The 26,711-nt window shown below is 46.1% G+C and carries 21 protein-coding genes; 11 read left to right on the forward strand and 10 right to left on the reverse strand.

The annotated features are described in order from the left end of the window. Position 1 precedes the first annotated feature (1 nt). The 3 genes from mukF to mukB are packed head-to-tail and all read left to right on the forward strand — an operon-like array spanning position 2 to position 6,505. Positions 2 to 1,339 (forward strand): chromosome partition protein MukF, encoded by a 1,338-nt coding sequence (gene mukF / locus AACQ79_RS12285; RefSeq protein WP_017044661.1) that lies wholly within the window; start codon positions 2 to 4, stop codon positions 1,337 to 1,339. Next, positions 1,320 to 2,051, forward strand: a complete 732-nt coding sequence (mukE, locus tag AACQ79_RS12290; protein WP_017044662.1) for a chromosome partition protein MukE — start codon at positions 1,320 to 1,322, stop codon at positions 2,049 to 2,051. The genes mukF and mukE overlap by 20 nt, the downstream gene beginning before the upstream one ends. Further along, the gene (gene mukB, locus AACQ79_RS12295; protein ID WP_170899159.1) at positions 2,048 to 6,505 is read left to right on the forward strand and encodes a chromosome partition protein MukB; all 4,458 of its coding nucleotides are present in this window, start codon (positions 2,048 to 2,050) and stop codon (positions 6,503 to 6,505) included. The genes mukE and mukB overlap by 4 nt, the downstream gene beginning before the upstream one ends. A gap of 79 nt (positions 6,506 to 6,584) precedes the next feature. On the opposite strand, the gene AACQ79_RS12300 is transcribed toward mukB, so the two are convergent. The 6 genes from AACQ79_RS12300 to AACQ79_RS12325 form a co-directional block, all read right to left on the reverse strand. Beyond that, positions 6,585 to 7,562, reverse strand: coding sequence for an alpha-L-glutamate ligase-like protein (locus tag AACQ79_RS12300; protein WP_170899160.1), 978 nt, complete (start codon positions 7,560 to 7,562; stop codon positions 6,585 to 6,587). 2 nt (positions 7,563 to 7,564) lie between these two features. Continuing rightward, positions 7,565 to 9,070, reverse strand: a complete 1,506-nt coding sequence (locus AACQ79_RS12305; RefSeq protein ID WP_170899161.1) for an inactive transglutaminase family protein — start codon at positions 9,068 to 9,070, stop codon at positions 7,565 to 7,567. A gap of 14 nt (positions 9,071 to 9,084) precedes the next feature. Further along, a complete protein-coding gene (locus tag AACQ79_RS12310; protein WP_096036302.1) occupies positions 9,085 to 9,837 on the reverse strand; it encodes an ATP-dependent zinc protease family protein in 753 nt (250 codons plus the stop codon). A gap of 147 nt (positions 9,838 to 9,984) precedes the next feature. Then, a complete protein-coding gene (cmoB, locus tag AACQ79_RS12315) occupies positions 9,985 to 10,956 on the reverse strand; it encodes a tRNA 5-methoxyuridine(34)/uridine 5-oxyacetic acid(34) synthase CmoB (RefSeq protein WP_017047721.1) in 972 nt (323 codons plus the stop codon). Between the two features lie 94 nt (positions 10,957 to 11,050). Beyond that, a complete protein-coding gene (cmoA, locus tag AACQ79_RS12320; protein WP_170899162.1) occupies positions 11,051 to 11,794 on the reverse strand; it encodes a carboxy-S-adenosyl-L-methionine synthase CmoA in 744 nt (247 codons plus the stop codon). 100 nt (positions 11,795 to 11,894) lie between these two features. After that, positions 11,895 to 12,761 (reverse strand): DUF72 domain-containing protein, encoded by an 867-nt coding sequence (locus tag AACQ79_RS12325; protein ID WP_064625032.1) that lies wholly within the window; start codon positions 12,759 to 12,761, stop codon positions 11,895 to 11,897. A gap of 276 nt (positions 12,762 to 13,037) precedes the next feature. Between AACQ79_RS12325 and aspS the strand changes: the two genes are divergently transcribed. Together aspS and AACQ79_RS12335 are read left to right on the forward strand one after the other, a co-directional pair. After that, the gene (gene aspS / locus AACQ79_RS12330) at positions 13,038 to 14,813 is read left to right on the forward strand and encodes an aspartate--tRNA ligase (protein ID WP_094147087.1); all 1,776 of its coding nucleotides are present in this window, start codon (positions 13,038 to 13,040) and stop codon (positions 14,811 to 14,813) included. 119 nt (positions 14,814 to 14,932) lie between these two features. After that, positions 14,933 to 15,511, forward strand: a complete 579-nt coding sequence (locus AACQ79_RS12335) for a thymidine kinase (protein ID WP_026027614.1) — start codon at positions 14,933 to 14,935, stop codon at positions 15,509 to 15,511. A gap of 84 nt (positions 15,512 to 15,595) precedes the next feature. Here AACQ79_RS12335 and AACQ79_RS12340 read toward each other — a convergent pair whose 3' ends face one another. From AACQ79_RS12340 to AACQ79_RS12350, 3 genes are read right to left on the reverse strand one after another with little or no spacing between them, the layout of a single operon-like run. After that, positions 15,596 to 16,228 carry a YdcF family protein gene (locus AACQ79_RS12340; protein ID WP_017043933.1) on the reverse strand — a complete coding sequence of 211 codons (633 nt, stop codon included), beginning with the start codon at positions 16,226 to 16,228 and terminating at the stop codon, positions 15,596 to 15,598. Beyond that, positions 16,221 to 17,051, reverse strand: a complete 831-nt coding sequence (locus tag AACQ79_RS12345) for an NAD(P)H-binding protein (protein ID WP_170899163.1) — start codon at positions 17,049 to 17,051, stop codon at positions 16,221 to 16,223. Before AACQ79_RS12345 ends, AACQ79_RS12340 begins: the two co-directional genes overlap by 8 nt. A gap of 32 nt (positions 17,052 to 17,083) precedes the next feature. After that, positions 17,084 to 17,974 carry a LysR family transcriptional regulator gene (locus tag AACQ79_RS12350; protein WP_170899164.1) on the reverse strand — a complete coding sequence of 297 codons (891 nt, stop codon included), beginning with the start codon at positions 17,972 to 17,974 and terminating at the stop codon, positions 17,084 to 17,086. 96 nt (positions 17,975 to 18,070) lie between these two features. On the opposite strand from AACQ79_RS12350, the gene AACQ79_RS12355 reads away from it, so the two are divergent. Further along, positions 18,071 to 18,514: a PACE efflux transporter gene (locus AACQ79_RS12355; protein WP_013857051.1), complete on the forward strand. Its 444-nt coding sequence runs from the start codon at positions 18,071 to 18,073 to the stop codon at positions 18,512 to 18,514. A gap of 63 nt (positions 18,515 to 18,577) precedes the next feature. Here the strand turns inward: AACQ79_RS12355 and AACQ79_RS12360 are convergent, their stop codons facing one another. Then, positions 18,578 to 18,811 carry a TIGR02647 family protein gene (locus AACQ79_RS12360; RefSeq protein ID WP_010318620.1) on the reverse strand — a complete coding sequence of 78 codons (234 nt, stop codon included), beginning with the start codon at positions 18,809 to 18,811 and terminating at the stop codon, positions 18,578 to 18,580. Between the two features lie 428 nt (positions 18,812 to 19,239). Here AACQ79_RS12360 and focA point away from each other — a divergent pair, with 428 nt between their 5' ends. The 5 genes from focA to AACQ79_RS12385 all read left to right on the forward strand — a co-directional run bounded on the left by focA (position 19,240) and on the right by AACQ79_RS12385 (position 26,576). Further along, positions 19,240 to 20,094 (forward strand): formate transporter FocA, encoded by an 855-nt coding sequence (focA, locus tag AACQ79_RS12365; RefSeq protein ID WP_026028023.1) that lies wholly within the window; start codon positions 19,240 to 19,242, stop codon positions 20,092 to 20,094. Between the two features lie 640 nt (positions 20,095 to 20,734). Next, positions 20,735 to 20,911, forward strand: coding sequence for a trimethylamine N-oxide reductase system protein TorE (torE, locus tag AACQ79_RS12370; protein ID WP_010318622.1), 177 nt, complete (start codon positions 20,735 to 20,737; stop codon positions 20,909 to 20,911). A 51-nt stretch (positions 20,912 to 20,962) separates the two neighbouring features. Further along, the gene (torC, locus tag AACQ79_RS12375; RefSeq protein WP_026028833.1) at positions 20,963 to 22,147 is read left to right on the forward strand and encodes a pentaheme c-type cytochrome TorC; all 1,185 of its coding nucleotides are present in this window, start codon (positions 20,963 to 20,965) and stop codon (positions 22,145 to 22,147) included. Between the two features lie 24 nt (positions 22,148 to 22,171). Beyond that, complete coding sequence (gene torA, locus AACQ79_RS12380; RefSeq protein WP_170899165.1) at positions 22,172 to 24,634, forward strand: trimethylamine-N-oxide reductase TorA; 2,463 nt, start codon at positions 22,172 to 22,174, stop codon at positions 24,632 to 24,634. Between the two features lie 205 nt (positions 24,635 to 24,839). After that, positions 24,840 to 26,576: a glycoside hydrolase family 36 protein gene (locus tag AACQ79_RS12385; RefSeq protein ID WP_170899166.1), complete on the forward strand. Its 1,737-nt coding sequence runs from the start codon at positions 24,840 to 24,842 to the stop codon at positions 26,574 to 26,576. The last annotated feature ends 135 nt before the right edge of the window (positions 26,577 to 26,711 follow it).

Consider the following 26,711-nt stretch of genomic DNA (forward strand, 5'->3'; position numbering starts at 1 on the left):
AATGAGTGAGATGACTCAGAACGCTGCACAGCAACCTATTGATGAATTGGTTGGTTGGGTAAAGCAGCATGATTTCTCATTGAACCTGACGACAGAACGACTGGCGTTCCTTATTGCCATTGCAGTATTGAGTAACGAAAGGTTTGATGAAGAATTAGGTGAAGGTGAGTTACACGATGCGTTTGCCATCGTAACTCGCTTATTTGAAGAAACTGGTGAAGCCTCCGCGTTTCGTGCCAATAATGCGATCAATGAGTTGGTAAAACAGCGCTTAATGAGCCGCTTCACCAGCGAGATGACTGATGGCGTTAGTATTTACCGTTTGTCACCGTTGGCTATTGGTATTACGGACTATTACGTCCGCCATAGAGAGTTTTCCAAGCTGAAGCTCTCAATTCAGCTTTCTATGGTTGCCGATGAAATGGCCAAGGCGATTGAAGCTGCGAATAAAGGTGGTACTCCCGGGCATTGGAAAAAGAACGTCTACGGCGTATTAAAATACTCGGTAGGGGAAATTTTTGATCGTATCGATTTAAACCAACGTGTGATGGACGAGCAGCAGCAATCGGTCAAACTGCAAATCGCAGAGTTGCTGAATAAAGATTGGCGTGAAGCGATCAACAACTGTGAATCGTTATTGTCTGAAACCTCTTCAACGCTGCGTGAACTGCAAGACACTTTACAAGCGGCGGGGGATGAGCTGCAAACGCAAATTTTGGATATCCAAGAATTGGTTTATGGCGAAGCTGAACTCGAATTCATTGAAGAAATCCTGTTTGGATTACAGATGAAACTTGATCGCATCACCAGTTGGGGACAACAGGCGATCGATCTCTGGATTGGCTACGACCGCCATGTTCATAAATTCATTCGTACCGCTATTGATATGGACCAAAACCGAGCGTTTAGCCAGCGTTTACGTCAATCGCTCAGTGACTATTTTGACGCGCCTTGGTATCTCACTTATGCCGATGCTGAGCGTTTAACCGACCTGCGTGATGAAGCTCTCGTGTTAAGAGATGATGAGGTGATGGGGCAAGTGCCTCCAGAAGTGGAGTACGAAGAGTTCCAGCAAGTCAATGATGAGCTCTCCTTGCGTATCGGCAGCATGCTCAAAGGTCATAAAGATCAAGGGATGCCAATTGATTTAGGACGAGTACTGAGAGACTACCTCGCCACTCATCCCCATACACATCATTTTGATTTAGCCCGAATTATTGTTGATCAAGCGGTGAGGCTTGGCTACTCAGAGCAAGATTACCAAGCCATCCAACCTGACTGGCAAGCGATCAACGATTTTGGTGCAAAGGTACAAGCAAATGTCATCGACAGATATTAATGAATACATGCCAGAAAATCTGGCTAAAGCGATTTCAAATCCTTTATTTCCTGCGCTAGATAGCCAGCTTCGAGCTGGGCGTCATGTTTCTAGTGATGATTTGGATAATCACACCTTTTTATTGGATTTTGAGCCCGATTTAGCGCTGTTTTACCAACGCTATAACACCGAATTAGTCAAAGCGCCGGAAGGCTTTTTTTACCTGCGTCCTCGCTCTACTGCTTTAATCAATCGTAGCGTGCTGTCTGAGTTGGATATGCTGGTCGGCAAAGTGCTCTGTTTTCTTTATTTGAGTCCGGAACGCCTTGCGCACGAAGGCATCTTTACTAATCAAGAATTGTACGAAGAGCTACTGTCTCTGGCCGATGAAAAAAAACTGATGAAGCTCGTTACCAACCGAGCCAGCGGTTCAGACTTAGATAAAGAAAAGCTGTTTGAAAAAGTGCGTACCTCACTGCGTCGTTTACGTCGTTTGGGGATGATCATCCATTTAGGTGATACCAATAAATTCCGCATTAGCGAAGCCGTATTTCGTTTTGGTGCCGATGTGCGTATTGGTGACGACATGCGTGAAGCACAACTGCGTTTGATCCGCGATGGTGAGGCGGTTGTCCACGCCCAAGAGCCGAATCAAGGCAGCTTGCTGGATAACGAAGACGAGATTGAAGAACAAAATGTTAACGAGCAAACAGAATGGGAAGGTGAAGCATGATTGAGAGAGGTAAATATCAATCGCTAACCATGATCAATTGGAACGGCTTTTTTGCTCGTACTTTTGATATTGATGGATTAGTTACCACCTTGTCAGGCGGTAACGGTGCGGGCAAATCGACCACCATGGCGGCATTTATCACTACCTTGATCCCAGATCAAAGTTTGCTCCATTTTAGAAACACCACCGAAGCGGGCAGCTCACAAGCGTCTCGCGATAAAGGCTTATACGGTAAACTGCAAGCGGGCGCATGTTACGCCGCGTTGGATGTAGTGAATTCACGCAAACAGCGTTTACTGTTTGGCGTTAAGCTACAACAGGTGGCGGGGCGTGATAAGAAAGTAGATATCAAACCGTTTGTGATTCAAGGCTTGCCAAGCCATGTCAAACCAACCGATGTACTGATTGAAAACGTCTCAGACAACCACGCGCGCGTGCGTCAACTCAATGAAGTGAAAGAGATTGTCGCGAAAATTGAAGGGGCGCATTTTAAAGCGTTTAGCTCCATTGTTGATTATCACGCGCAGATGTTTGAATTTGGCGTGGTGCCGAAAAAACTGCGTAACAGCAGTGACCGTTCAAAATTCTATCGCTTGATTGAGGCTTCTTTATACGGCGGTATTTCCAGTGCCATTACTCGCTCGTTGCGTGATTATCTGTTGCCACAAAATGGTGGTGTGAAGAAAGCATTCCAAGATATGGAATCGGCGTTACGTGAAAACCGCATGACATTAGAAGCGATCAAAACCACGCAAGCGGATCGCGATCTCTTCAAGCACCTGATTACCGAATCGACAAATTACGTGGCCGCGGATTACATGCGCCACGCTAACGATCGCCACAATAAGCTAGAGCAAACGCTCGCGTTGCGTAACGAGTTGTTCGGCTCTCGCCATACATTGATTGAACAAAACCGATTACTCAATCAAGTTCAAGAAGAGCTTGAACTGCTGTTAGAGCAAGAGTCTACCTTAGAGCAAGATCACCAAGCCGCTTCTGATCATTTGCAACTGGTGCAAAACGCACTGCGTCAGCAAGAGAAAATTGAACGCTATCAAGAGGATTTGCAAGAGCTCACTATTCGCCTTGAAGAGCAAATGATGGTGGTCGAAGAGGCGCAAGAGCGCGTCATGATGGCTGAAGAGCAAGCGATTATCTCTGAAGATGAGGTCGATAGCTTAAAGAGTCAACTGGCCGATTACCAACAAGCATTAGATGTTCAACAAACGCGAGCCTTGCAATATCAACAAGCCGTACAGGCGCTCGATAAAGCCAAACAGTTGCTAAATGATGATCAGTTAACACCAGAGCGTGCCCAAGCACAGGTTTCTGATCTCAAGCATCAGCAAGACGCTAATACGACCACGTTATTAGCGTTAAAGCATAAATTGGACATGTCTTCGGCCGCGGTCGAACAGTTTGAGCAGGCACTGAAATTGGTGCGCAGTGTGGTGGGTGAAGTGCCTCGTCATGATGCGGCTCAGCATGCAAAAGCCATCATGCAGCAAGCGCGTAACGCCCAGCAAATCAGCCAAAATGAAGCACAGTGGTATGCACAGCAGCGAGATCTGGAACGTCGCTTAAATCAGCAGCAAGTGGCGCGTCAGTCCGTGGTTGAATACCAAAAGCAACACCATATTGACTTGCACGATGAGCTAACACTAGAGCAAGAGCGCGAGCGCCACGCCGCTCTGATTGAATCTCTGGAATATGAACAAGAAGTGCTGCGTGAACAGCGCAGTGAGCAGCGCCGTACCGAACAAGATAAACAGGCTGAAATTCAACGACTGGAATCGATCGCTCCGACTTGGATTGCTGCCAATGATGCATTGCATACTTTACGTGAACAAAGTGGTGCAACATTAGAAAATAGCCAAGCTGTGATGGCGCAGATGCAGCAAGTGCTTGAGCAAGAAAAAGCACAATCAATCGCTAAAGATAAGCTGGCAGAACGTCGCGCGCAGCTTGAAAACGAAATCGAGCGCTTGGCGTCTCCTGGTGGTTCAAATGATCCTCGCTTGAAAGGATTAGCGGATAGCTTAGGTGGCGTTTTACTGTCTGAAATTTACGATGACATCACGATTGACGATGCACCTTATTTCAGTGCCATGTACGGCCCGGCTCGCCATGCGATTGTGGTTTCGGATTTATCTGGCATCAAAGAGAAGCTGGTCGAGCTTGATGACTGCCCAGAAGATCTGTACATCATTGAAGGGGATGTCGATGCCTTTGATGATAGCTCGTTCAATGCTGACGAATTGGAAGGAGCGGTATGTGTACAGCTCAATAACCGCCAAATGCGTTATTCTCGTTTACCTGAGATCCCACTCTTTGGCCGAGCCGCGCGCGAACAACGTTTAGAGTTACTGCGTAACGAGCGCGAAGAAGTGGTGGAAGAGCACGCGAAAGCGGCGTTTGATTCACAAAAACTGCAACGTCTATACCACAGCTTTAACCAATTTGTTGCTTCACACATCCAAGTCGCTTTTGAAGCCGATCCAGAACAAGCGTTGCAAGCTGCACGTGAGCAACGCAATCAGCTCGTCCGTGTATTGGCTGAATTGGACGCAAAAGAGCAGCAGCAGCGCAACCAGTTACAGTTGAGCAAACACGCGTTAACGATGCTCGATAAGCTGGCTCCTAACATGTTGCTCATTGAAGATGAGGCATTGCAAGCACGTTTCGATGAAGCTGAGCTGAATATTAATCAACTGGCGGAAGCGAAAGCGTTTTTAAGTTCGCACGGTAAAGCCATCGCGGAGTTAGAGCAGCTTGCTTCAGCGCTTGAAGTTGACCCGCAGCAATTTGATGCACTCACTGCACAATATCAGCAAGCGGATCAAGCTCTTCAGACATTGAAAGTGCAGATCTTTGCACTCTCAGACGTGATTGAACGCCGCCACTATTTTAGCTATTCCGATTCGGTTGATCTGCTCAGTAAAAGCAGCGAGCTAAGTGAGCAGCTCAAAAACAAATTGGTTGAGGCAGAAAGCGCCCGTACCCGTACTCGTGATGAGCTCAAACAGGCTCAAAGTCAAATGAACCAATATAACCAAGTACTAGCAGCCTTAAAAAGCTCACATCAAGCTAAGTTGGAAACGGTTCAAGAGTTCAAGCAGGAGCTACAAGAGTTTGGTGTGCATGCCGATGAAGGTGCGCAAGAGCGTGCTGAACGTCGTCGTGATGAATTGCAACAGCGTCTGCATGCCTCACGTACCCGTAAGAGCGAGTATGAACGTACACTGACCGCAACTGATCTTGAAATGAAAGCATTAGTTAAACGGTTGAAAAAGGTGCAGAAAGATTATCAAGATCTGCGCACATTTGTGGTGAATGCAAAAGCAGGGTGGTGCTCTGTATTACGTTTGGCGCGTGATCACGATGTTGAGCGCCGCTTGCATAAACGTGAGCTGGCGTATCTATCGGCCGATGAACTGCGTTCCATGTCGGATAAATCGTTGGGCGCGCTGCGTTTAGCAGTCGCAAGCAATGACGACTTACGCGATGCACTGCGTTTGTCGGAAGATAACGCACATCCAGAACGCAAAGTGTTATTCTACATCGCCGTGTATCAACATCTGCGTGAGCGTATTCGCCAAGACATCATTCGCACCGATGATCCTGTTGAAGCGATTGAAGAGATGGAAGTGGAGCTTGCGCGTCTAACTGAAGAGTTGACTCAACGTGAAAACCGTTTAGCGATCAGCTCTGAATCGGTGGCCAGCATCATCAAAAAAACCATTCAACGTGAGCAAAATCGTATTCGGATGCTCAACCAAGGTTTGTCTAACATTAACTTTGGTCAGGTGAAAGGCGTTCGCCTTAACGTGAAAGTACGCGAGAGCCATGAAATCCTACTCGCGGGATTATCTGAAAAACAGAGTCAGCATAAAGATCTGTTTGAGAGTACTCGTTATACCTTCTCCGAAGCGATGGCGAAATTGTTCCAGCGTGTTAACCCGCATATCGATATGGGGCAACGTTCACCGCAAGTATTGGGTGAAGAGCTATTGGATTACCGTAACTACTTAGAGTTGAGTGTTGAAGTAAATCGCGGATCCGATGGCTGGTTGCAAGCGGAATCGGGGGCGTTATCGACTGGTGAAGCGATTGGTACTGGGCAGTCTATTTTATTGATGGTGATTCAAAGTTGGGAAGAGGAATCTCGTCGTCTACGCAGTAAAGACATCGTTCCATGTCGTTTACTGTTTTTAGATGAAGCGGCGCGTTTGGATGCTAAATCCATTTCAACCTTGTTTGAACTGTGCGAGCGTCTGGATATGCAACTTTTAATTGCTGCGCCAGAGAACATTAGCCCTGAGAAAGGCACGACCTATAAATTAGTGCGCAAAGTGTTTAAAGATCACGAACACGTTCATGTGGTCGGTCTGCGAGGTTTTGGTCAAACTGAAAAACCAAAATCAGAAGCACAGCAGATGGCCGAAATGCTGTAAGCATCGCCTCCATCGCTAATAAAAAAGCCCAATACTCCTGATAGAGATTGGGCTTTTTAGTGATTAAATTTGGTGAGAGTTACTCACTTAACTCACCAGAGCCGAATTGCTTAGCGGCATAAGCCACGCGTTCTTCTGGGCTAGGGTAGATAAGTTGCGATCCTAAACTTTCGATATGCTGCAAACGTGGCAGCAGCCCTGCGCCATTGGCTATCTGGATAGCAAGCCCTGGGCGAGCGTTCAGTTCAAGTACCATTGGTCCTTCTTCTTTATCCAACACCATGTCGGTTCCCATATAACCAAGGCCGGTCATTTCCCAAGCGCTAGAGGCTAAGGTGAGTAGCTTTTTCCAATGTGGTACTTGCAGCGTGGAGAGCTCTTTGCCGGTATCTGGGTGCTCAGTGATGGGTAAATTAAACTGCACGGCTCGTACTGCTTTTCCTGTCGCAATATCAAGACCTACGCCAACAGCGCCTTGGTGTAAGTTGGCTTTACCATCAGAAGCCGAAGTCGAAAGGCGCATCATCGCCATGACGGGGTAACCTTTGAAGACAATAATGCGTACATCAGGCACACCTTCATAGCTAAAGCCTTCGAAACAATCGTCAAACTTAATTAGGTTTTCAACCACAGCAACATCATTTTTACCGCCTAGTGAAAATAGTCCGGCCAAGGCATTACTGATGTGGCGCTCAACATCTTGCTGGTTGATTGTCGCACCAGAAGGTTTAGTGTACACGCCATCCTTGTGCGACATAATCACTAAAATTCCTTTACCACCGCTTCCGCGTGCAGGTTTTATCACAAAGCCCGGCCACTCTTTAACCATGGCATGGATCGACTTCACATCCGCTTGATTACTGATCACACCAATCAGTTTTGGCACAGTACAACCCGCACGTTGCGCAATCAATTTGGTTTGTAACTTATCATCAACCAATGGGTATTTTGAGCGATCGTTATAGCGACCAATGTAGCTATGGTTACGCTTGTTCATGCCCATAATGCCTTTACGGCGTAGCTTAAATGGAGAAGTGTATTCGGATAATGAAAACATCTTTACTCCTCGGCTAACGGTTTAAAGCGGCGAAGTTCAGTTAAACGGTAGCCCGTATAGGTTCCCAATAGCAGAATGGCAGCCAATACGATCAGCTGTAAGCCAATAAAATTAAAGGTTAGGTGTTGCACATAAGAGTTAGTCATACCTAAGTAGATCAATACTGAGGTAAACAGTGAGCCGCCACCTTGTAAGATAACCTCTTTTGCTCCTTCTTCTTCCCACAGAATCGACATGCGTTCGATGGTCCAAGAGAGAATGATCATCGGGAAGAAGGTAATGGATAACCCTTCGGTCAGCCCGATCTTAAAGGCAACGACGGTAAAGACAGAGATGATGAGTATTACCGCAATGATGACCGCCGATATCCGTGCTACCAATAGCAGGTTTAATTTCGATAAATAGCTACGAATGATTAAACCCGTTCCGACGATAAGCAGAAAGCCCACGATACCTGTCAGTAATTGAGTTTGAACAAAGGCTACGGCGATCAGTACAGGCATGAAAGTACCTGAGGTCTTTAGCCCAATAATCACCCGTAAGAACACCACAATTAATGCGCCGATAGGGATCAACATAATGGTCTTGAACATTGCTTGCTCTTCAAGCGGTAAGCTGTGAATAGAGAAGTTTAAGAGTTTGTCGGCCTCAATTTTATTATTGGTTGCCGTTTGAGGTGAAACATCTTGAGACAGCATAGTGAAGTGAACTTGGCTATTTTGTCCACCCGTGACATCCAGCAGTGAAACGTTGGATTCATCCCAAACCAGTAGGTTAGGGTGGTTGGGCTGCGTGCCCGTTTCAGGGTTAAAAAGCACCCACTGATCGCCATTCCATATTTCGTTCATGTGTTGAATCGTTTGACGGCGGCGACCATCTTCGAGCTGAATAACACCAACGACCTTATTGGGAATTTGAGAGTATGACAGCAGTTTTTGTGTGGCGTCCACTTTGCTCATTTTATTAAGCAGCAAAGAGGCGTTTTGGCTATCGGCGTCATTGAGGTTTTTAATCAGTTCGCGGGTAAAAGTGATGTTATCCGCCGAGCGTTGATTCGCTCGTTCAATTAATGCGATAGCTGCTGCTTCTTCTGGACCGTTAAAGGTCGGTTGAACTACATCACCCACCGGCGGGATAGGGTCCGCTTTCGCTTGAGGATCGACTAAAAATTGGCTTTTGTAGTAAATCGTTTGCGGGCCAGTTGCTTTGCGGATTGACCACTCAACACGTTTGCCCGTGTCAGTAGTCACGTAAGCTACGCCATAACCCGGCGACGATGACGATTCATTGATTAAGGTATACCCATCTTGAGTATGAGGTGCAGCTAAAGAGACTTTGGCTTCTTTACCTAACGCATTGAATTCGACGCGTGCTTCAATATCCCAAATTTGGCGAGTTTCTCCAGGTGTCCATGGCACCCCGTAAGTTTGGTGGCGAACTACACTCAGTGTAATTCCTGCCACTATCAGCAATAAAACGGATAGATAAAATGGAACTCGTGACGTCATAAATGTCCTTGCTACTATTTAGTTTCGGTTTGGATGTACTTGCGACTGACATCGACTAACGCGATATCACGAATAAACTCGCGGCCTAGAAGAATAGCATGGCTCATTTGAGAGCGATCAGCCAAAGTGAACTGTGCTTTTTCGTGAATACTGCCTAATTTTACCCACAGCTCAACAACGGCTCTGCGTTCCATTTCTTCATTGGTCGATTGGCGAATTTTAACGTAGCGAATAATGGGTGATTCAATCCAGTTACTCTCGTCTGTTGCTTTCTCACCATCGGAAAGATGAAAGCGCACCCAGTTTTTCCCATTACGTTCAAACTCTTCAATATCAATCGCATTGAGTGAAGAGGTGGCGGCCCCTGTATCAACTCGAGCATCAAAGGTTTGTTTGATCGAATCAATCGTGACTTTTTCGACTTCACCTAAAATGACGTCATAGCGTGATTTTTGAATAGAGGGTGTAGCGACTGGAATTATCACATCATCATTACTGGTTGCTTCTACACGTTTTTGTTGGGTATTGGTCGTGATCTGCTTAAGTTTTGTTAGTTTTCGATCGAGTTTTGATATTTGGTTTTCAAGGCTTTCAATGTAATCATTCTGGTTACTTAGCTGAAGCTCAAGGTTGGTCATTGTGTTGCTGAGGTTCGATTCGGAAGCTTGAATCGCTGCGAGGGTAGCTTGGTGGTATTGTTCACCATTGGTTAGAGTGCAACCTGACAGTAAGGCAATGGCAATGACGGGGGCTACAGACTTAAACATTTGCGACCTTATGTGTTTGTAATGAATGAATGAATACGGATAAACCGAAGTTTAGCTAACAAAATTTAGCTGATAAAAAAGGATGCGTACGGCATCCTTTGACAAGGGTAGTATTATACGCATAGTCAAGCGTTAAAACTGTGTCAATTATAGTTTTTTTGCTACCAAAATAGCGCGTCGTGGTGCGGGATACCCTTCTACGGTTTTGCTTGGGTCGTTTGGGTCAAGATAGTCGGGCAATGAGTTGTGCGTCATCCATTGAGTTGTTCGTTGTTCATCAACAGAGGTGACGCTCTCATCAACGATACGCACGTCACCAAAACCACATTTCTCAAGCCACACTTTGAGCGCTTTGGCGGAAGGGAAAAAATAGACGTTACGCATTTGTGCGTAGCGGTCGACAGGGACCAACACCGCATTTTCATCGCCTTCAATCACCAGCGTCTCAAGAATCAATTCGCCCCCTGTGACCAACTGATTTTTCAATTGGATCAGATGATCTAGCGGTGAGCGGCGATGGTATAGGACACCCATGCTAAATACGGTATCAAAGGCGTTCAATTCGGGTAACTGTTCAATGCCTAGTGGCAGAAGATGAGCACGTTGGTCATCACCCAATAGTTTACGCACCGCTTCAAACTGCACTAAAAACAGGTGCGAAGGGTCGATACCCACACACAGGCGAGCACCTTCGCCAAGCATACGCCACATGTGATAACCATTACCACAGCCGACATCCAGCACGGAACGGTCTTTCAGCGGTGAAATGTGGGGCAATACGCGGTCCCATTTCCAATCGGATCGCCACTCAGTGTCGATATGGATACCGTGTAAGTGATAGGGGCCTTTGCGCCAAGGATGAAAGGTTTTAAGCAAACTTTCTAATTTCTTCTGTTCGCCTAACGTCAGCGGTGTGCTATTTGAGAGAGTGACTGACTGCTTGAGCTCGATCAGCTCAGGTGTACCCGAGGGAATTTTATTTAACGCACGAACCCAGCGGTCAAAGTCGCCATGCTCTGTATTTTGCCAGTCCGTCAACTGTTGTGGCAAAACGTTTAGCCAAGGTTGAAGACGGGTATCTTGAGCGATCAGTTGATAAAAATTGGCAAAGTTAAACATGCAAAGCGTATTCCTAGATGAGGTAAAAAGATCCTAGATAAATGGCTGGTCAGGTTTTGGGCCTTCTAGGGAAAAAAGCCAAAACGGCATTCTATTATTTGATAGCGAACATCGAGCCAAAGTTGAAACACTGGAACCACACTTCATAACTTGAAAAGCCAATGTGTTTAAAGCGAGCTTTATGTGTTGTGATGGAGTCTGGGCGCATCACATTTTCAATCGCACTGCGTTTTTGACTGATTTCTAATTCGCTGTAACCATTGGCTCGCTTGAAATCATGATGAAGGTCAATTAGCAGATCATGCGCCGTTTCATCTTCAAAAATGTACTTTTCAGATAAAATCAGTATGCCACCGGGGCGAAGACCCACGTAGATTTTTTCAAGCAGTGCGAGCCTATCTTCTGGCGATAGAAATTGCAGCGTAAAATTGAGCACCACCACTGAGGCATCATGAATTTCAATCTCACGGATGTCGGCTTCAATCACCTCGACAGGCGTATCCGAACGATAGGCGTTAATGTGCAATTTACAACGCTCAACCATAGCAGGCGAATTATCAACCGCTACAATTTTACAACCTTCTTGGTGAATATGACGACGCATCGAAAGCGTAGCCGCCCCTAAAGAGCAACCCAGATCATAAATAGTAGAGTGTGGCTTAACAAAGCGCTCAGCTAACATGCCGATTGCAGAGATAATATTGCTGTACCCCGGCACAGAGCGCTGAATCATATCAGGGAAGACTTCAGCAACTCGTTCATCAAACGTAAAATCACCAATTTTATCGATTGGAGCAGAAAAAATGATGTCTTTATGATGGCTCATAATGTACCTCATGGCGATGCGTAAAAAGCAATGCTGACCGTCGCGCTACCTTAAAAAAGGCGCACATTCTAAGAGAAAAGTGTGCGCGTGTCATTAACCTCGCACGCGATCATCAAAATAGGGTGATTTGGTGCTGGTCATCTTGGGCTGGAAATGTTGTCAATGTAGGTAATGTGAGTCGTTGTTGCAGCTGTTGGTATAGTTCGGCGGCTAATAATGGGGCTTCAATATTGTCTGGCGTGTGGACCATAAGATAAGGTTGTTTTCCTTGTTCGATCCAATGTGGCAGTTTGGTCATCCACGCTTCAAAAAAGGGGTAATTGGCCTCTAATTCTGGGTGGCCGATAAAACGGATCATCGGCGTTTGTGCCGTGGCAATGGCGTGAACAGGGACTTTAGGTTTCTTTTTCTGAGCATCAATGATGACGTCGGTCGTCGGTTTGGCCGAAAAGATAGGACGACTATCCATAATGATTCGGTCAATCGACGATTCAACTAACCATTGATTGAGCGCTTTTTCAGCTTCGCCTTTAGCAAAAAACTCAAGGTGCCGTACTTCAACGCTTAGTGGAAAACCCGCGGGAAAATAGGCGCAGAATTTTTTCAGCTGCTCTAAGTGCTGTGGGCCAAAAGTAGCTGGCAGTTGGATGGTCCATAATCCAACACGAGAGTGCAGAGGCTCCATGAGCATCATAAAATCTTTTAACTGATCTTGGCAGCCAGTGAGCTTATGTTCGTGGGTAATAGCTTTGGGCAGTTTGAACGTAAACCGAAAATCATCATGAGTGGCGGCGCGCCAGTTCTGTACTGTGTTCATGGAAGGTGACGCATAGAAAGTAGTGTTGCCTTCAACGGTATGAAAAACCCTCGCATACTTTTCAAGACGCTGCGCCGCAGGCGTTCCCGCGCCGTAAAACGTACTTTGCCAGCCCGCGTGTGACCACATGGTAAGGCCGAGTCGCAGTGGTAAATTCATCATACTGACCTTCTATCCATTACTAAAAATAAATACTCTACGAGAGTTTTGATGATTTTGGTATTTTAACGCTATAATCAGCCGCAATTTCTCAGCGGTGTTGCTATTTTGGTTGATTATTGATTTAAAAAGCAGCAACCCTTGATAAAACACAACAAATTGTATTCTGGAAGGTCGATTTTGCACATCTTTCAGCGTATAAATGGAACTTTGCGCTGCTCAGATAATGACGCTGAGCGGCTTAGAATTGATAACTAATTAGAGATTGGGAAATTCATTATGCGTAGCCATTATTGTGGTCACCTGAACAAGTCCCTCGCAGGACAAACTGTGGAGTTGTGCGGCTGGGTTAATCGCCGTCGTGATTTAGGCGGTCTTATCTTTATTGATATGCGAGATCGTGAAGGCATCGTTCAGGTGGTGGTTGATCCAGATATGGCGGATGTATTTGCAGTAGCTAACCAACTGCGTAATGAATTCTGCATTAAGCTCACTGGTGAAGTACGCGCGCGTCCAGAAAGTCAAATCAATAAAGAGATGGCGACTGGCGAAGTGGAAATTCTCGCGAGTGGGATTTCGATTATCAACCGCAGTGATGTTTTGCCACTGGATTTCAACCAAAAGAACTCAGAAGAGCAACGTCTAAAATATCGTTACTTAGATCTACGCCGTCCAGAAATGAGTGATCGTATTAAGCTGCGTGCTAAAGCGTCTAGCTTTGTACGCCGCTTCCTTGACGAACACGGTTTCCTCGATATTGAAACGCCAGTTTTGACGAAAGCAACGCCGGAAGGGGCGCGTGATTACTTAGTGCCAAGTCGTGTGCACAAAGGCAGTTTCTATGCACTTCCTCAATCGCCACAACTGTTTAAACAGTTGCTGATGATGTCAGGTTTTGACCGTTACTATCAAATCGTAAAATGTTTCCGTGATGAAGATTTACGTGCTGACCGTCAACCAGAATTTACTCAAATCGATATTGAAACGTCATTTATGACGGCAGATCAAGTGCGTGAAGTGACCGAAAAAATGGTTCGCAACATGTGGCTAGAACTACTAAACGTTGATCTAGGCGATTTCCCTGTGATGCCATACAGCGAAGCGATGCGTCGCTATGGTAGCGACAAGCCGGATCTGCGTAACCCACTGGAATTGGTTGATGTTGCAGACCTTGTAAAAGATGTGGATTTCAATGTTTTCTCTGGCCCAGCTAATGATGCTAAAGGACGCGTGGCGGTTATTCGTGTACCGGGTGGCGCGGCATTAACTCGTAAGCAAATTGATAGCTACGCTGAGTTTGTTGGTATTTATGGCGCGAAAGGTTTGGCGTGGATGAAAGTCAATGACCGCGCTGCTGGCTTAGAGGGCGTTCAATCTCCGGTCGCGAAATTCCTTTCGGCTGACATTGTGGAAGGTATTTTAGAACGCACTCACGCTGAGTCTGGCGACATCATTTTGTTTGGTGCCGATAAAATAAAAGTGGTGACTGAAGCCTTGGGTGCGCTGCGTTTGAAATTGGGTAAAGATCTGGCGATCACCAATGAAAATTCATGGGCTCCACTATGGGTTGTTGATTTCCCGATGTTTGAGGAAGATGACGAAGGTAACTTGCATGCTATGCATCACCCATTTACCGCGCCACTTAACTTAACCGCGCAAGAGCTGCAAACCAACCCAGCGGTTGCAAATTCAAATGCTTACGACATGGTACTAAACGGCTATGAAGTGGGCGGTGGCTCGGTGCGTATTCACAATGCTGAAATGCAATCTGTGGTGTTTGATATTTTAGGTATCGATGCGCAAGAGCAACAACTGAAATTTGGCTTCCTATTGGATGCGCTGAAATTTGGTACGCCACCACACGCAGGTCTTGCATTCGGTCTTGACCGTTTGGTGATGCTGTTGTGTGGTACGGAAAATATTCGCGATGTGATTGCCTTCCCTAAAACAACCGCCGCCGCTTGTTTGCTAACGGATGCACCGAGTCTGGCTAACCCAGCGTCGCTCGAAGAGTTGGCGATTGCGGTGACGGTCGCAAAAGAAAAAGCGCAATAAACGCAACGGTAGCAGGGTGGCGAAAGTCACCCTCTTTTTTGCCCCGCGTAGGGTTATCCTTTTTTATTTGAGTGAACCTTGTTCTCTCGCCAATTGACTTAGTGACAGGAATCTCTCTTTTGGCTCAAATGTATTTCTATTACTCTGCGATGAATGCAGGTAAATCAACCACTCTTCTACAATCTTCTTTCAACTATCAAGAGCGTGGTATGACGCCCGTGATCTATACCGCGGCCATCGACGACCGCTATGGTGTTGGTAAAGTAAGTTCAAGAATAGGATTGGAATCAGACGCCCAGCTTTTTACCGCTGAAACGAATTTGTATGATGAGATCAACGCACTGCACGAGCAACAAAAGCGCCACTGTATTTTGGTTGATGAGTGCCAATTCTTAACCAAAGAGCAAGTCTATCAATTGACTGAAGTGGTCGATAAAATCGGTATTCCGGTACTGTGCTATGGCTTGCGTACCGATTTTTTAGGTGAGCTATTTGAAGGGAGTAAATATCTACTTTCTTGGGCCGATAAGCTGGTGGAATTGAAAACAATTTGTCATTGTGGCCGTAAAGCGAACATGGTCATTCGTACCGATGAACATGGAGTGGCGATTGCCGAAGGTGATCAAGTCTCTATTGGTGGTAACGATAAATACGTGTCGGTATGTCGTCAGCACTATAAAGAAGCCTTGGGTAAGTAAATTCATTACTTCTGCGCCTTGAACAAATTATTCGATAGGGAGGTTTAAGCCTCCCTATCTATTTTGTATGCCCCACAACTTGTGTTACCACTCAAATTGACTCAGAACTTGGTAAGCAAGTGTCACATCGTCTGGGATCGGTTGCTCAATCTGAAATCCTTGTGCTGGGTAGTCGCGGACTCGCACAAAATCGTCTAATAGCGCACTCAGTACAACATCAACGGTGAAATCCTCATCAAGATAATCGAAAAATGTCTCTCCGCCAGAGGTCACCATCAATGACTCAAATGGGGCGGGCCACTGCTTAACAAATGTGGCGTAGGCACGACGTTCCATGAAGGGTTTTTGAACCACAATAATACGTTGCGCAGTGATCGATTTTTCTGCCAATAGATGGTGACTAAATCGTACATTTTCTCCAGAGTGAGTCGCCTTTTTTTCCAGTAAAATCGCGTGGGTTGGGACGCCACAATCTTTGGCTATGTCAGCAAAGGTTTCTGCTTCGCTTTTAGCAAATTTACCCTCAGTAAAACGCCCTTGTCCGCCAGAGAAAAGAAGGTAGGGAGCCAGATTTTGTTGGTACAAATGAGCAGCATACTCAGCCACGCGCAAATCATTGCTGCAAAACACCATAATGATATCGGCCGCGACGAGCTCATGCTTCATCTGCATGTACTGCCACAAGGTTTCAATGTGTTGGTAGAGATGTTTACTCATTCAGTGCCAGTGCCTCTAACGTGTGTGAATAATGAAATTGATAGCCCAATTGGCTCAGCTTGTCGCTTAAGATGCGTTTGTCTGCAATATCGACAATTGGCGGCAATGGTGAGTCTAGCTCGGCGGCTGCCAACGCGGCTTGATAAAACTCAGCTTTATTCACGGTTTGTGGTGTGGTGGCATTAACGACCTGGTTGGAGAGTTTTTCGCTGGCAAAAATTAGTGCACCAATGGCGTCTTTTTGATGCAACATATTAGCTGGTGCAAGCTGGCTGACTTGCGCCAAACGCGCTGCAAATCGTGAGGGATGACGCTTTGCTCCGATCAAGCCACTACAGCGTACAATGACATAATCCAGCCCTGAATCGATAACGTGTTGCTCGGCTTGCAACATGATTCGTGCTCCTTCACTGAAGTTTGAGTCATTTTGCGCCAGTGACAAGGAGGCATCCTGTTCACTCATGGGTTGTGCAATGTCAGGATAGACGCTGGTTGAGCTGACCATGACGATTTTACGCACATTAGCCAGCTTTGCTTGTGCGACTAAATGCTGCCACTGCTGCGCATACTCTTGCCCTCTTCCCTTGCGAAAACCGGGTGGAAAGCTGCCTATCACAATCTCACTTTTTTGAGCAATAAAGTGCTGCGATAAGTTTTGGTCGCGCAGAGAAAGATCGCATACAAAGCCTGTGATGCCATGTTGCGTTAACTCATGCATTCCTGCCGTTTGGGTGCGGCTGGCGTAGACTTGGTGGTTTTCGGTAAGAGCTTGCGCTAGAGGAAGGCCTAGCCAACCTGCGCCAATGAGGGTAATGATGCTCATAAAATGTACATCCTGTATTGATTGTATGCCGATCAGGCATCGGTGAGTGGGCTAAGCTGGCGCAACAACTGCCTGACCATTTTATGGATAGGATCGGCGCTCATGCGCTGGTGCTGAATGACATCAATGTTGGTATACCAAGCCAGCTGTTCAAACTCAACAGGGACACGCACTAATTTCCCCATCGCTTGTTCACTTTCGGCAAAATAGCTTGGCAGCAAACACCATCCTAAACCGCTTAACGCCATCTCTAATAATAGATAGTAGTTATCGGCGTACCATATCTCGGGGCTAAAGGCTTGATGGAAACTGCTGGTTTTATGGCTGCGTGAGCGGATAACGAGTTGGCGATGCAATCTTAGCATATCGATATGGGGCGCTTGATGCTGAGCCAATTCATGCTCTGCGGCCACATAAACATCAAAACGGATTGAACCGACATTTTCAAAATCAAGGTTATTCGGTAAGGCCAATTCACTGAAGATGATCCCACAGCTAGCGCGACCTTGTTCCACCATCTCAATCACATCGGTACTTGATGCACTTAAACATTCAATTTCAATGTGTGGAAACTGTGTGGCTAACTGTTTGAATAAATGGGTTAACCCTTGTAACGGGATCCCTTCATCCATCGCGAGCGAAAGCTGTTGATTGGGTGATGAAGCAAGCAGTTGTGCTTGTTGCGCTAAGCGTTGATGTTGCTGCAACGTCGCTTGCGCATACGGTAGAAGTCGCTCGCCTTGCGCGGTTAATCGTGGATAACGGCCGGAGCGATCAAACAGTTCTACGCCGCAATCAATTTCTAAATTGATGATGTGTTGGCTAACGGCCGATTGAACTTTGCCCAACTGTCTTGCCGCGCCGGAGAAAGAGCCACTCTCAACGGTTGCGGTGAAGGCTTGCAATTGATCAATACTCAACATATCTCATTTACCGATACTATCTAACTTTTTAGTATCTTCAATATAGATGAAAATGAGCCCATTCAACACCTCAGACGAAGAATAAAGAGGAGAAAAATGATGTCAATGAGAGAGTTGTCGATGAAAGAGCGCCTTTTCCATGCAATAACGTTTGAAGTGACCGCATTAGCGTTAATTATTCCAATCTCCGCATTGGTGACAGGGCAGGGAACGGGGGATTTAGCCATGATAGGTATTGGTTTGAGCCTATTTGCCGTAGCGTGGAACTATCTATACAACGTTTTGTTCGACCGAGTGTTTGGTACCAACCGATTAGCGCGTACGGTTAGCTTACGCTTGTTACACACGACCGGTTTTGAAGGTGGGCTCGTCTTTATTTCTATTCCGGTGATCGCTTGGGTTTTAGACGTATCGATGTGGGATGCATTGATTTTGGAAGCTGGGTTTCTGACCTTTTTCTTTATCTACACCACACTGTTTAACTGGGGATATGATCGAATTCAGCCCTATCAACGTTGGATTGAGCGAATGGCCAAATAAAGAAGGGCGGTTTTTAAGGGGACAAGGCAGCCAGCAGAGTCATGGCTGCCTTTGCAGGCTAGATTAAGAGTTCAAAACGCGCAGCACGCGCTCTGCATGCTCGGCCACTTCGATACCTTCATCCGTTAAATAGCCACCATCAGGTAATGTACACAGACCTTTTTCGTAAAGACGTTGAACGGCGGATTGCATGTCGTCAGACGCATCATTACGGACTTTAATGCCAGTCGCAGCGCTGCTTAAATCAAATTGGAGGAGTAGATTGAGCTCGGCGATATTTTGTTGAGTAAATTTCATCTCGACACCTATATAGTGAATGATTTTTTGTCACCATAGATGGCAGCGCTGTTGGCTGCAATCAGTTGTTGTAAGAAATGTTATCTGCAACCAAATTGGGGATATTTCACACAGTTATACCCTTCCTACTTGAAGCTGCAGCGGTGTTGGCTACGTTCGTTCACCCCAATCACATAGTTTGCCTATGCTCATGGGGACTCACTCACTTGCCGCCTACCTGCAACTCCAAGTTGTTTGGGTATATATTCATCATTGGTTTGCAAGAGAGTGGCTATCTATAGACGCTGGATATGGGCTATCAATAAATTTTTATGATTTTCATCACGCTAAACACATTTTTTGTAAACATAGAAAATAGCTCTTGAATTGTCATAGGAATGGAGCGATTATCCGCGCCTTATATAACTTGTTTCAAAATGTTACTTGCCATGAACTTAAACCAATTTGATTCCCTATTGCCACCGCAAATGGCAGAGCGCGCCGCAGAAACTGGCGTTGGAAAAGCGACGAAAGATCCGATGAAGTCTTTCCTTCTTGCCATTTCTGCTGGCATTCATATCGGTATTGCTTTCGTTTTTTACACTACAGTGACGACAGGCACGGGCGATATGGCTTGGGGTCTGAGCCGTTTTATCGGCGGCTTTGCGTTTAGCTTAGGCCTTATTCTGGTGGTGGTCACCGGTGGTGAGTTATTCACTAGTTCAGTGCTAACGTTGGTTGCACGTGCGAGTGGCAAAATTTCTTGGAGCATGTTGATTAAAAACTGGGTCATCGTCTATTTTGGCAACCTTGCTGGTGCGCTGATGCTTGTCGCTTGTATGCTAGTTTCCAAACAATATATGTTTGATGGTGGCCAAGTTGGCCTCAATGCGATGGCCATTTCTCAGCATAAATTGCATCACGAGTTTATGCAGGCAGTAGCGCTTGGCATTATGTGTAACGTGTTGGTGTGCGTGGCGGTCTGGATGACTTTCAGTGGTCGTACCTTGACTGACAAAATTATGGTGATGATTTTACCTGTCGCCATGTTTGTCGCCGCGGGTTTTGAGCACTGCATCGCTAATATGTTCCAAGTTCCGATGGCAATTGGTATCAAATATTTTGCACCCGCTGAGTTTTGGCAGATGACGGGTGCCAATATTGCCGACTACGCAGACCTTAACTTAATGGGTTTTTTGATCAATAACCTATTACCCGTGACGATTGGCAATATCATCGGTGGGGGTGTTTTTGTTGGCATTTGGTACTGGTTAATTTACCTTCGAGATGGATCTCACGAATAATTCCTTATTGAAGAGATGATTTTAGAAGCGGCTTTAAGGGCCGCTTTTTGTTGCCATCTCTAAACCATCGCCTTAGGTGGTGTTGACTGCTTCTGCTAGTGTTTGTTCACTATTTATACCTTTAAAACAGCTTATCCACATTTTCTGTGGATAAGCTGTTTTAAAGCCAGTGTGTAAGATGAATTCTATCAAGAAGTGCACAAAAACCCAGCAGTGGGCAGTGCATTATGCACTGAAGTGGGGCGAATATAACACCGATTCCTGAGCGGTGATCGACATCTAACCATGCCTTATCTTATTAACAATAGTGTTACATTTCGGTTGCCATTTGAGCGTTTTGCGGGAAGAAATTCGCACCTCAATCCTATCTTGCAATTCATTTTGTTTCTTTTTTGTTTCTTGTTTAACGTTTATGAAAAGAAATTAAATTGACACAACTACTCACATTTCTATACATAAATTCTTAATCAAACACAACTCCGTGCGAGCTCAAAAAAGTAGTGGATTCCTTGCTATATAAGGTAGGAATCGATTGAACCCTACAAAGAGTATGGTCTAACATTTCGTATCAGAAATGGTAATAAGCTGAGCTCTGTCGTCGAGCTGCTCAAAATGACTGAAATACAAAACAGGCAAATGTATGAGTGATGTTAATAAAATAGAGAGTAATGAGAAACGTTCGCTTGAGTGGAAGTCTTTCCTCTTAATCACAGTGGTTCTCTTTCCGATCTTAAGTATCGCCTTTGTCGGCGGTTATGGATTTATTGTTTGGATGCTGCAAGTGTTCCTCTTTGGTCCTCCTGGTGCGCACGGTTAATTCCACGGTTCACCCGTAATCCTTTTGATCGAAAATTTAAGAGAGCGAATCATGAAATCATTGTTAGTCAAAATTTGGCGCACTATGACTCGTCCAGCCGTGCACATCAGCCTTGGTGTGCTCACGATGGGCGGTTTTATCGCCGGTGTGATTTTCTGGGGCGGTTTTAATACTGCACTGGAAGCCACCAACACAGAAGCATTCTGTATCAGCTGCCACACAATGCGCGACAACGTTTATGTTGAGCTGCAAGAAACCGTGCACTGGAAAAACCATTCAGGCGTACGTGCCACTTGCCCAGACTGCCACGTACCACACGAATGGACCGCTAAAATTGCGCGTAAGATGCAAGCCTCTAAGGAGGTATTTGCGCAAGTTTTTGGTGATTTAGGTACCCCTGAAAAATTCGAAGAGCGCCGTATTGAATTGGCCAAGCATGAGTGGGAGCGCTTTTCAGCCAACAACTCATTGGAATGTAAAAATTGCCACAATTACGATTCGATGGATTTCGAACAGATGTCGGCAACCGCGCGTATTCAGATGAAACAAGCAGCGGAAAAAGATCAAAGTTGCCTAGATTGCCATAAAGGGATCGCCCATAACCTGCCTAAAAATATGGATAGCTCAGGTGGACTGATTGGCGAGCTAGAGCAGTTGGCATCTAAAACCGATTACTCGGTCGGCAAGCAAGTGGTGAGCGTTCGCTTCTTACCTATTTATGAAGATGCGCAAGCTCAAGTGGAAGCAGGCCTTCTGAACCCAGCATCGGCAGTCACGGTATTGGATGAGAAAGGCGAGATGATTCAAATCGAAATTGATGGTTGGCGTAAAGCAAAAGGCTTTGGTCGTGTGATCCAAGAAGATTTTGGTATGAACATCGCAGTGGGCTCCTTGATGAAAGAAGCGGCACAAAATGATGCAATCGTCACTGTTGGTGAAAAGCGTGTCGATGATCTCACCGGTCTACCTTGGGAAAAAGTAAACGCGAAAGTGTGGATGAAAAAACAAGCCATGCTCGATAGCGTGGATCCAATTTGGGAAAAAGCGGGTGAGGCCTATAAAACGAACTGCTCTGTCTGTCATAGCCAACCGGATGAAGCGCATTTTGATGCGAATACTTGGCCGGGCATGTTTAACGGCATGATGGCATTCGTCAACTTCGACACAGACAGCGAAGCGTTAGTCTTGAAGTATCTACAAAAACACTCTTCAGATTTTGCTGAAGGTCACCATTAATCCACGTCAAACGGAGTTTTAAATATGGCGATTACACGAAGAAGTTTTCTTAAAGGTGTAGCAACCACCAGTGCGGCGTCGGTTATTGGGCCAAGTTTATTGGTCTCGACATCGGCTAACGCGGCAGAAACCACAGGCAGTTGGAAAGTATCAGGCTCTCATTGGGGTGCATTTCGCGCACATGTGTATGGCGGAAAAGTACAATCGGTCAAGCCGCTAGAGTCAGACACGCACCCCACTGATATGCTCAACGGGATCAAAGGCATTATCTATAGCCCATCACGAGTGCGTTACCCAATGGTTCGCCTTGATTGGCTCAAAAAACATAAATACAGCGGCGAAACACGTGGCAACAACCGTTTTATCCGCGTCACTTGGGATGAAGCGTTGGATCTGTTTTATCGTGAACTTGAGCGTGTACAAAAAGAGTACGGCCCTTGGGCGCTGCATGCAGGACAAACGGGTTGGAACCAAACGGGGTCATTTCACAACTGTACAGCGATGATGCAACGCGCTGTAGGTATGCACGGTAACTTCATCACTAAAGTGGGTGATTACTCAACAGGTGCAGGCCAAACCATTCTTCCTTACGTGTTAGGTTCGACAGAAGTGTATGCCCAAGGAACCTCTTGGTCGGAAATTCTTGAGCATTCAGACAACATTGTTTTGTGGGCGACCGACCCGGTAAAAAACCTGCAAGTTGGCTGGAACTGTGAAACGCACCAATCCTTTCCTTATCTTGATCAGTTGAAAGAAAAAGTGGCGAAAGGAGAGATCAACGTTATTTCGGTTGATCCAGTCAAGAATAAAACCCAGCGCTTCTTAAACAGTGACCATTGGTACATTAACCCACAGACCGATGTGGCGTTTATGTTGGCGGTGGCGCATGTGTTGTATAACGAAGATCTGTATGACAAGGCGTTCATCAAAACCTATTGCTTAGGATTTGAACCTTTTATTCAGTACGTTCAAGGCGAAACGAAAGATAAGATTGTTAAGTCGCCAGAATGGGCCGCCGAGATTTGTGGCGTAACAGCCGATAAGATCCGCGAATTTGCACGTATGCTCGTTAATGGCCGAACTCAGTTACTGTTTGGTTGGTGTATTCAGCGTCAAGAGCATGGCGAACAACCTTACTGGGCTGGTGCGGTTGTGGCGGCGATGGTTGGTCAAATTGGCCTGCCAGGCGGGGGGATCTCCTACGGACATCATTATTCTGGTATTGGGGTCCCATCAACCGGTTTTGCCTCGCCCGGCGGTTTTCCACGTAACCTAGATTCGGGTTCAAAACCGAAATGGGACAACGAAGACTACAACGGCTACAGTAAAACGATTCCTGTTGCCCGTTGGGTCGATTGCTTGCTAGAGCCGGGTAAAGAGATCCGCTACAACGGTTCGAGCGTAAAACTACCTGATTACAAAATGATGGTGATTTCAGGCAACAACCCGTGGCATCATCACCAAGATCGTAACCGAATGAAGAAGGCGTTTCGCAAGCTTCAAACCGTCGTCACGATCGATTTTGCTTGGACGGCGACTTGCCGTTTCTCCGACATCGTTCTTCCTGCCTGTACTCAGTTTGAGCGCAATGATATCGATGTATACGGTTCTTATTCGGGCAAGGGTTTGATTGCCATGCACCGCTTGGTTGATCCTTTGTTCCAATCGCGTACTGACTTTGAGATTTTCACTGAATTGACGCGTCGCTTTGGTCGCCATGAAGAGTTCACTCGCGGCATGGATGAGATGGAGTGGGTACGTTCGCTCTATGACGAGTGTAAAAAAGCCAACGTGGGTAAGTTTGATTTACCAGAATTTGAACAGTTTTGGCAGCAGAGCGTACTGGATTTTGGTGAAGGCCAACCTTGGGTTCGCCACGCCGATTTCCGTAAAGACCCTGAGATAAACGCATTGGGTACACCGTCTGGCTTTATCGAGATTACGTCACGTAAGATTGGGCGTTATGGCTATGAACATTGCCAAGATCACCCAATGTGGTTTGAAAAAACCGAGCGTTCGCACGGTGGCCCAGGTTCAGATAAGCATCCATATTGGTTACAATCTTGTCACCCAGATAAGCGTTTGCACTCACAAATGTGTGAGTCAGAAGAGTATCGCGCGACCTATGCTGTCAATGGCCGTGAGCCCGTGTATATCAACCCAATCGATGCGAAACAAAAAGGCATTAAAGCAGGGGATTTAGTTCGCGTATTTAATGATCGCGGCCAGCTATTAGCTGGTGCCGTCTTAAGCGATGGCTACCCGCGCGGCGTGATCCGTATCGAAGAGGGGGCGTGGTATGGCCCGTTGAATGAGAAAGAGGGAGCTATTTGCACCTATGGCGATCCAAATACACTCACACTCGATGTCGGCTCATCTGAGCTGGCGCAAGCCACTTCAGCCAATACTTGCATTGTCGATTTCGAGAAATTTACTGGTAAAGTACCACCAGTGACGTCATTCGGTGGACCAATCGAAGTGGCGTAATTCCGTCATTAGCTCAACGAAACGCCAGCAAACATGCTGGCGTTTTACTTGTCACATCCAAACTTGTACCTTGGGCGTTCTCATTGTTGAATAAAACAGCATACGGAGCCACGTCAAAGAGAAAACGTGATCAAAACAACTTACATGCAACGCGAATTCATTAGACACTGCCAGAACAACAATTTGTACTTTGTACTGAGGTGTTATGACAACGATCACTCTGCCATGTCATCGAGAAGTTGAGTTACTTCAACCGGATTTGATTGCCCAATTGCAAGGCGATGAGATCAGTTTTTCCTATTCAGGAATACATAACTCGCCCATTTCCGATCACTACTCGCTGTTTCGCACTCTATTTGACGTTGAATCGGACGCACGAGTGATTGGTGACGGTTTTCAAATGCTAGCGCAAACTGCAGGTTCGCCGCATCATCCGGTGGATGTGGGGCGTTGCCCTGACAATAGCTTGAGCTACCGGATTTACCCGCAGCAAGACAGCCAACGTTATTACAACACGCTGGTGATTGAACAATCCACCGGATACCAACTGTTTGGTTTTACCTCTTGCCACCGTTTTGCTGGCTATTTTGAAATTCTTGAGGAAAGGACGGGCACCTATTTAGTCGCTTCCATTGACGGCGAGCAGACCCATCCACAAGATTGGACAAATAACAGTTTAGAATCCGTCGTTATTTTGCAAGGTGATTCATTATCAGATTTGTATCAACAGTATGCACAATATATTAGTTGTCACCATACGCCGCGTGCTGGTGTGGCACAACCTGCGCCTGTTGGATGGTGTTCATGGTATGCCTATTATGCCGATGTTAATGAACAGCACATCCTAACCAACCTTGCGGCAATGCAAGGAGAACTTTCGGGGCTAGAATGGGTGTTGCTGGATGATGGCTATCAGGCGTTTATGGGCGATTGGTTGACGCCGTCTGATAAGTTTTCTCGTGGTGTTAAAGCGCTGATCCAAGAGATCAAACAAGCGGGCAAAAAACCTGCAATTTGGCTCGCTCCCTTCATTGCACAAGCTGAATCTCAATTATTTAAGCAACATCCAGATTGGTTTGTACAAAATGCTCAAAGACAGCCACTGAAAGCCGAAGAAATAACCTACGGTGGCTGGCGCTGTACACCTTGGTATGTGCTGGATGGCTCTCATCCTGACGTGCAGGAATACTTAACCCATGTGATCAAAACCATGAAAGAAGAGTGGGGGGTTGAGCTGTTTAAATTGGATGCGAACTATTGGGGAGCACTTAAAGGGCGGCGCTATCAGTCGGGAGTGACGGGTGTTGAAGCGTACCGTTTAGGGATGCAGGCGATCGCAGAAGGCGCGGGAGAGGCATGGTTACTTGGATGTAACGCGCCGATGTGGCCGTCACTGGGTTTAGTAGATGCCATGCGTGTTTCGGACGATGTCGAGCGTTCGCCACAGCGCTTTGAACAAATCGCTAAAGAGACTTTTTATCGCAGTTGGCAGCACCGCAAGTTATGGCAAATTGATCCTGATTGCGCAACACTGACGTCGCTTGCGAATCAATCGACCGATCGCATCAGCTATGAATTTCATCGCAATGTATTGCTTGCGTGTGGTGGTTTATTGCTTTCAGGTGATCCACTCCCAGAATTGACCTCTTTTGCTAAGCAGAGCCTAAATAAGTTAATGATTAGGCGCAAACACAACCAAGATGCGGCTAAGCCAACTTCATTGGCTCTCAATCACCTATTTTTAAAGTTAACAGAACGCAATGATCTGCACTGCTTATTCAATTACCAAGGTGAGGCGTGTGACTATACCTTAACAGCGAGCCAGCCAGTGGATTGGTATGACTACTGGACAGGAGATAAGCTTTCGCCAGAGCCAGTCAAAGTATTTGAAGTCTCCTTGGCAAGTGGCTTAGCCAGCCGAGCAGTGATTACCTCTTGTTAGTGGAGTGCCCTTGTTAACAGAGTGCTCAGGTTAACTGAATGATTCGGGGTAGCGGAATGCTGCGCTAAATTAGCCATAATTTCTTAACCACAAGCCATGACAAATTCTGAAAATCAGGTAAAGTATCGGCCTTTG

The sequence above is a fragment of the Vibrio sp. 3-2(1) genome (assembly GCF_963887575.1).
In the GTDB taxonomy this organism is placed as follows: domain Bacteria; phylum Pseudomonadota; class Gammaproteobacteria; order Enterobacterales; family Vibrionaceae; genus Vibrio; species Vibrio anguillarum.

What these genes read in the sequence shown, in the direction of transcription:
- mukF (WP_017044661.1), top strand. Translation starts at nt 2, where the DNA reads ATGAGTGAGATGACTCAGAACGCTGCACAGCAACCTATTGATGAATTG.
- mukE (WP_017044662.1), top strand. Translation starts at nt 1,320, where the DNA reads ATGTCATCGACAGATATTAATGAATACATGCCAGAAAATCTGGCTAAA.
- mukB (WP_170899159.1), top strand. Translation starts at nt 2,048, where the DNA reads ATGATTGAGAGAGGTAAATATCAATCGCTAACCATGATCAATTGGAAC.
- AACQ79_RS12300 (WP_170899160.1), bottom strand. Translation starts at nt 7,562, where the DNA reads ATGTTTTCATTATCCGAATACACTTCTCCATTTAAGCTACGCCGTAAA.
- AACQ79_RS12305 (WP_170899161.1), bottom strand. Translation starts at nt 9,070, where the DNA reads ATGACGTCACGAGTTCCATTTTATCTATCCGTTTTATTGCTGATAGTG.
- AACQ79_RS12310 (WP_096036302.1), bottom strand. Translation starts at nt 9,837, where the DNA reads ATGTTTAAGTCTGTAGCCCCCGTCATTGCCATTGCCTTACTGTCAGGT.
- cmoB (WP_017047721.1), bottom strand. Translation starts at nt 10,956, where the DNA reads ATGTTTAACTTTGCCAATTTTTATCAACTGATCGCTCAAGATACCCGT.
- cmoA (WP_170899162.1), bottom strand. Translation starts at nt 11,794, where the DNA reads ATGAGGTACATTATGAGCCATCATAAAGACATCATTTTTTCTGCTCCA.
- AACQ79_RS12325 (WP_064625032.1), bottom strand. Translation starts at nt 12,761, where the DNA reads ATGATGAATTTACCACTGCGACTCGGCCTTACCATGTGGTCACACGCG.
- aspS (WP_094147087.1), top strand. Translation starts at nt 13,038, where the DNA reads ATGCGTAGCCATTATTGTGGTCACCTGAACAAGTCCCTCGCAGGACAA.
- AACQ79_RS12340 (WP_017043933.1), bottom strand. Translation starts at nt 16,228, where the DNA reads ATGAGTAAACATCTCTACCAACACATTGAAACCTTGTGGCAGTACATG.
- AACQ79_RS12345 (WP_170899163.1), bottom strand. Translation starts at nt 17,051, where the DNA reads ATGAGCATCATTACCCTCATTGGCGCAGGTTGGCTAGGCCTTCCTCTA.
- AACQ79_RS12350 (WP_170899164.1), bottom strand. Translation starts at nt 17,974, where the DNA reads ATGTTGAGTATTGATCAATTGCAAGCCTTCACCGCAACCGTTGAGAGT.
- AACQ79_RS12355 (WP_013857051.1), top strand. Translation starts at nt 18,071, where the DNA reads ATGATGTCAATGAGAGAGTTGTCGATGAAAGAGCGCCTTTTCCATGCA.
- AACQ79_RS12360 (WP_010318620.1), bottom strand. Translation starts at nt 18,811, where the DNA reads ATGAAATTTACTCAACAAAATATCGCCGAGCTCAATCTACTCCTCCAA.
- focA (WP_026028023.1), top strand. Translation starts at nt 19,240, where the DNA reads ATGAACTTAAACCAATTTGATTCCCTATTGCCACCGCAAATGGCAGAG.
- torE (WP_010318622.1), top strand. Translation starts at nt 20,735, where the DNA reads ATGAGTGATGTTAATAAAATAGAGAGTAATGAGAAACGTTCGCTTGAG.
- torC (WP_026028833.1), top strand. Translation starts at nt 20,963, where the DNA reads ATGAAATCATTGTTAGTCAAAATTTGGCGCACTATGACTCGTCCAGCC.
- torA (WP_170899165.1), top strand. Translation starts at nt 22,172, where the DNA reads ATGGCGATTACACGAAGAAGTTTTCTTAAAGGTGTAGCAACCACCAGT.
- AACQ79_RS12385 (WP_170899166.1), top strand. Translation starts at nt 24,840, where the DNA reads ATGACAACGATCACTCTGCCATGTCATCGAGAAGTTGAGTTACTTCAA.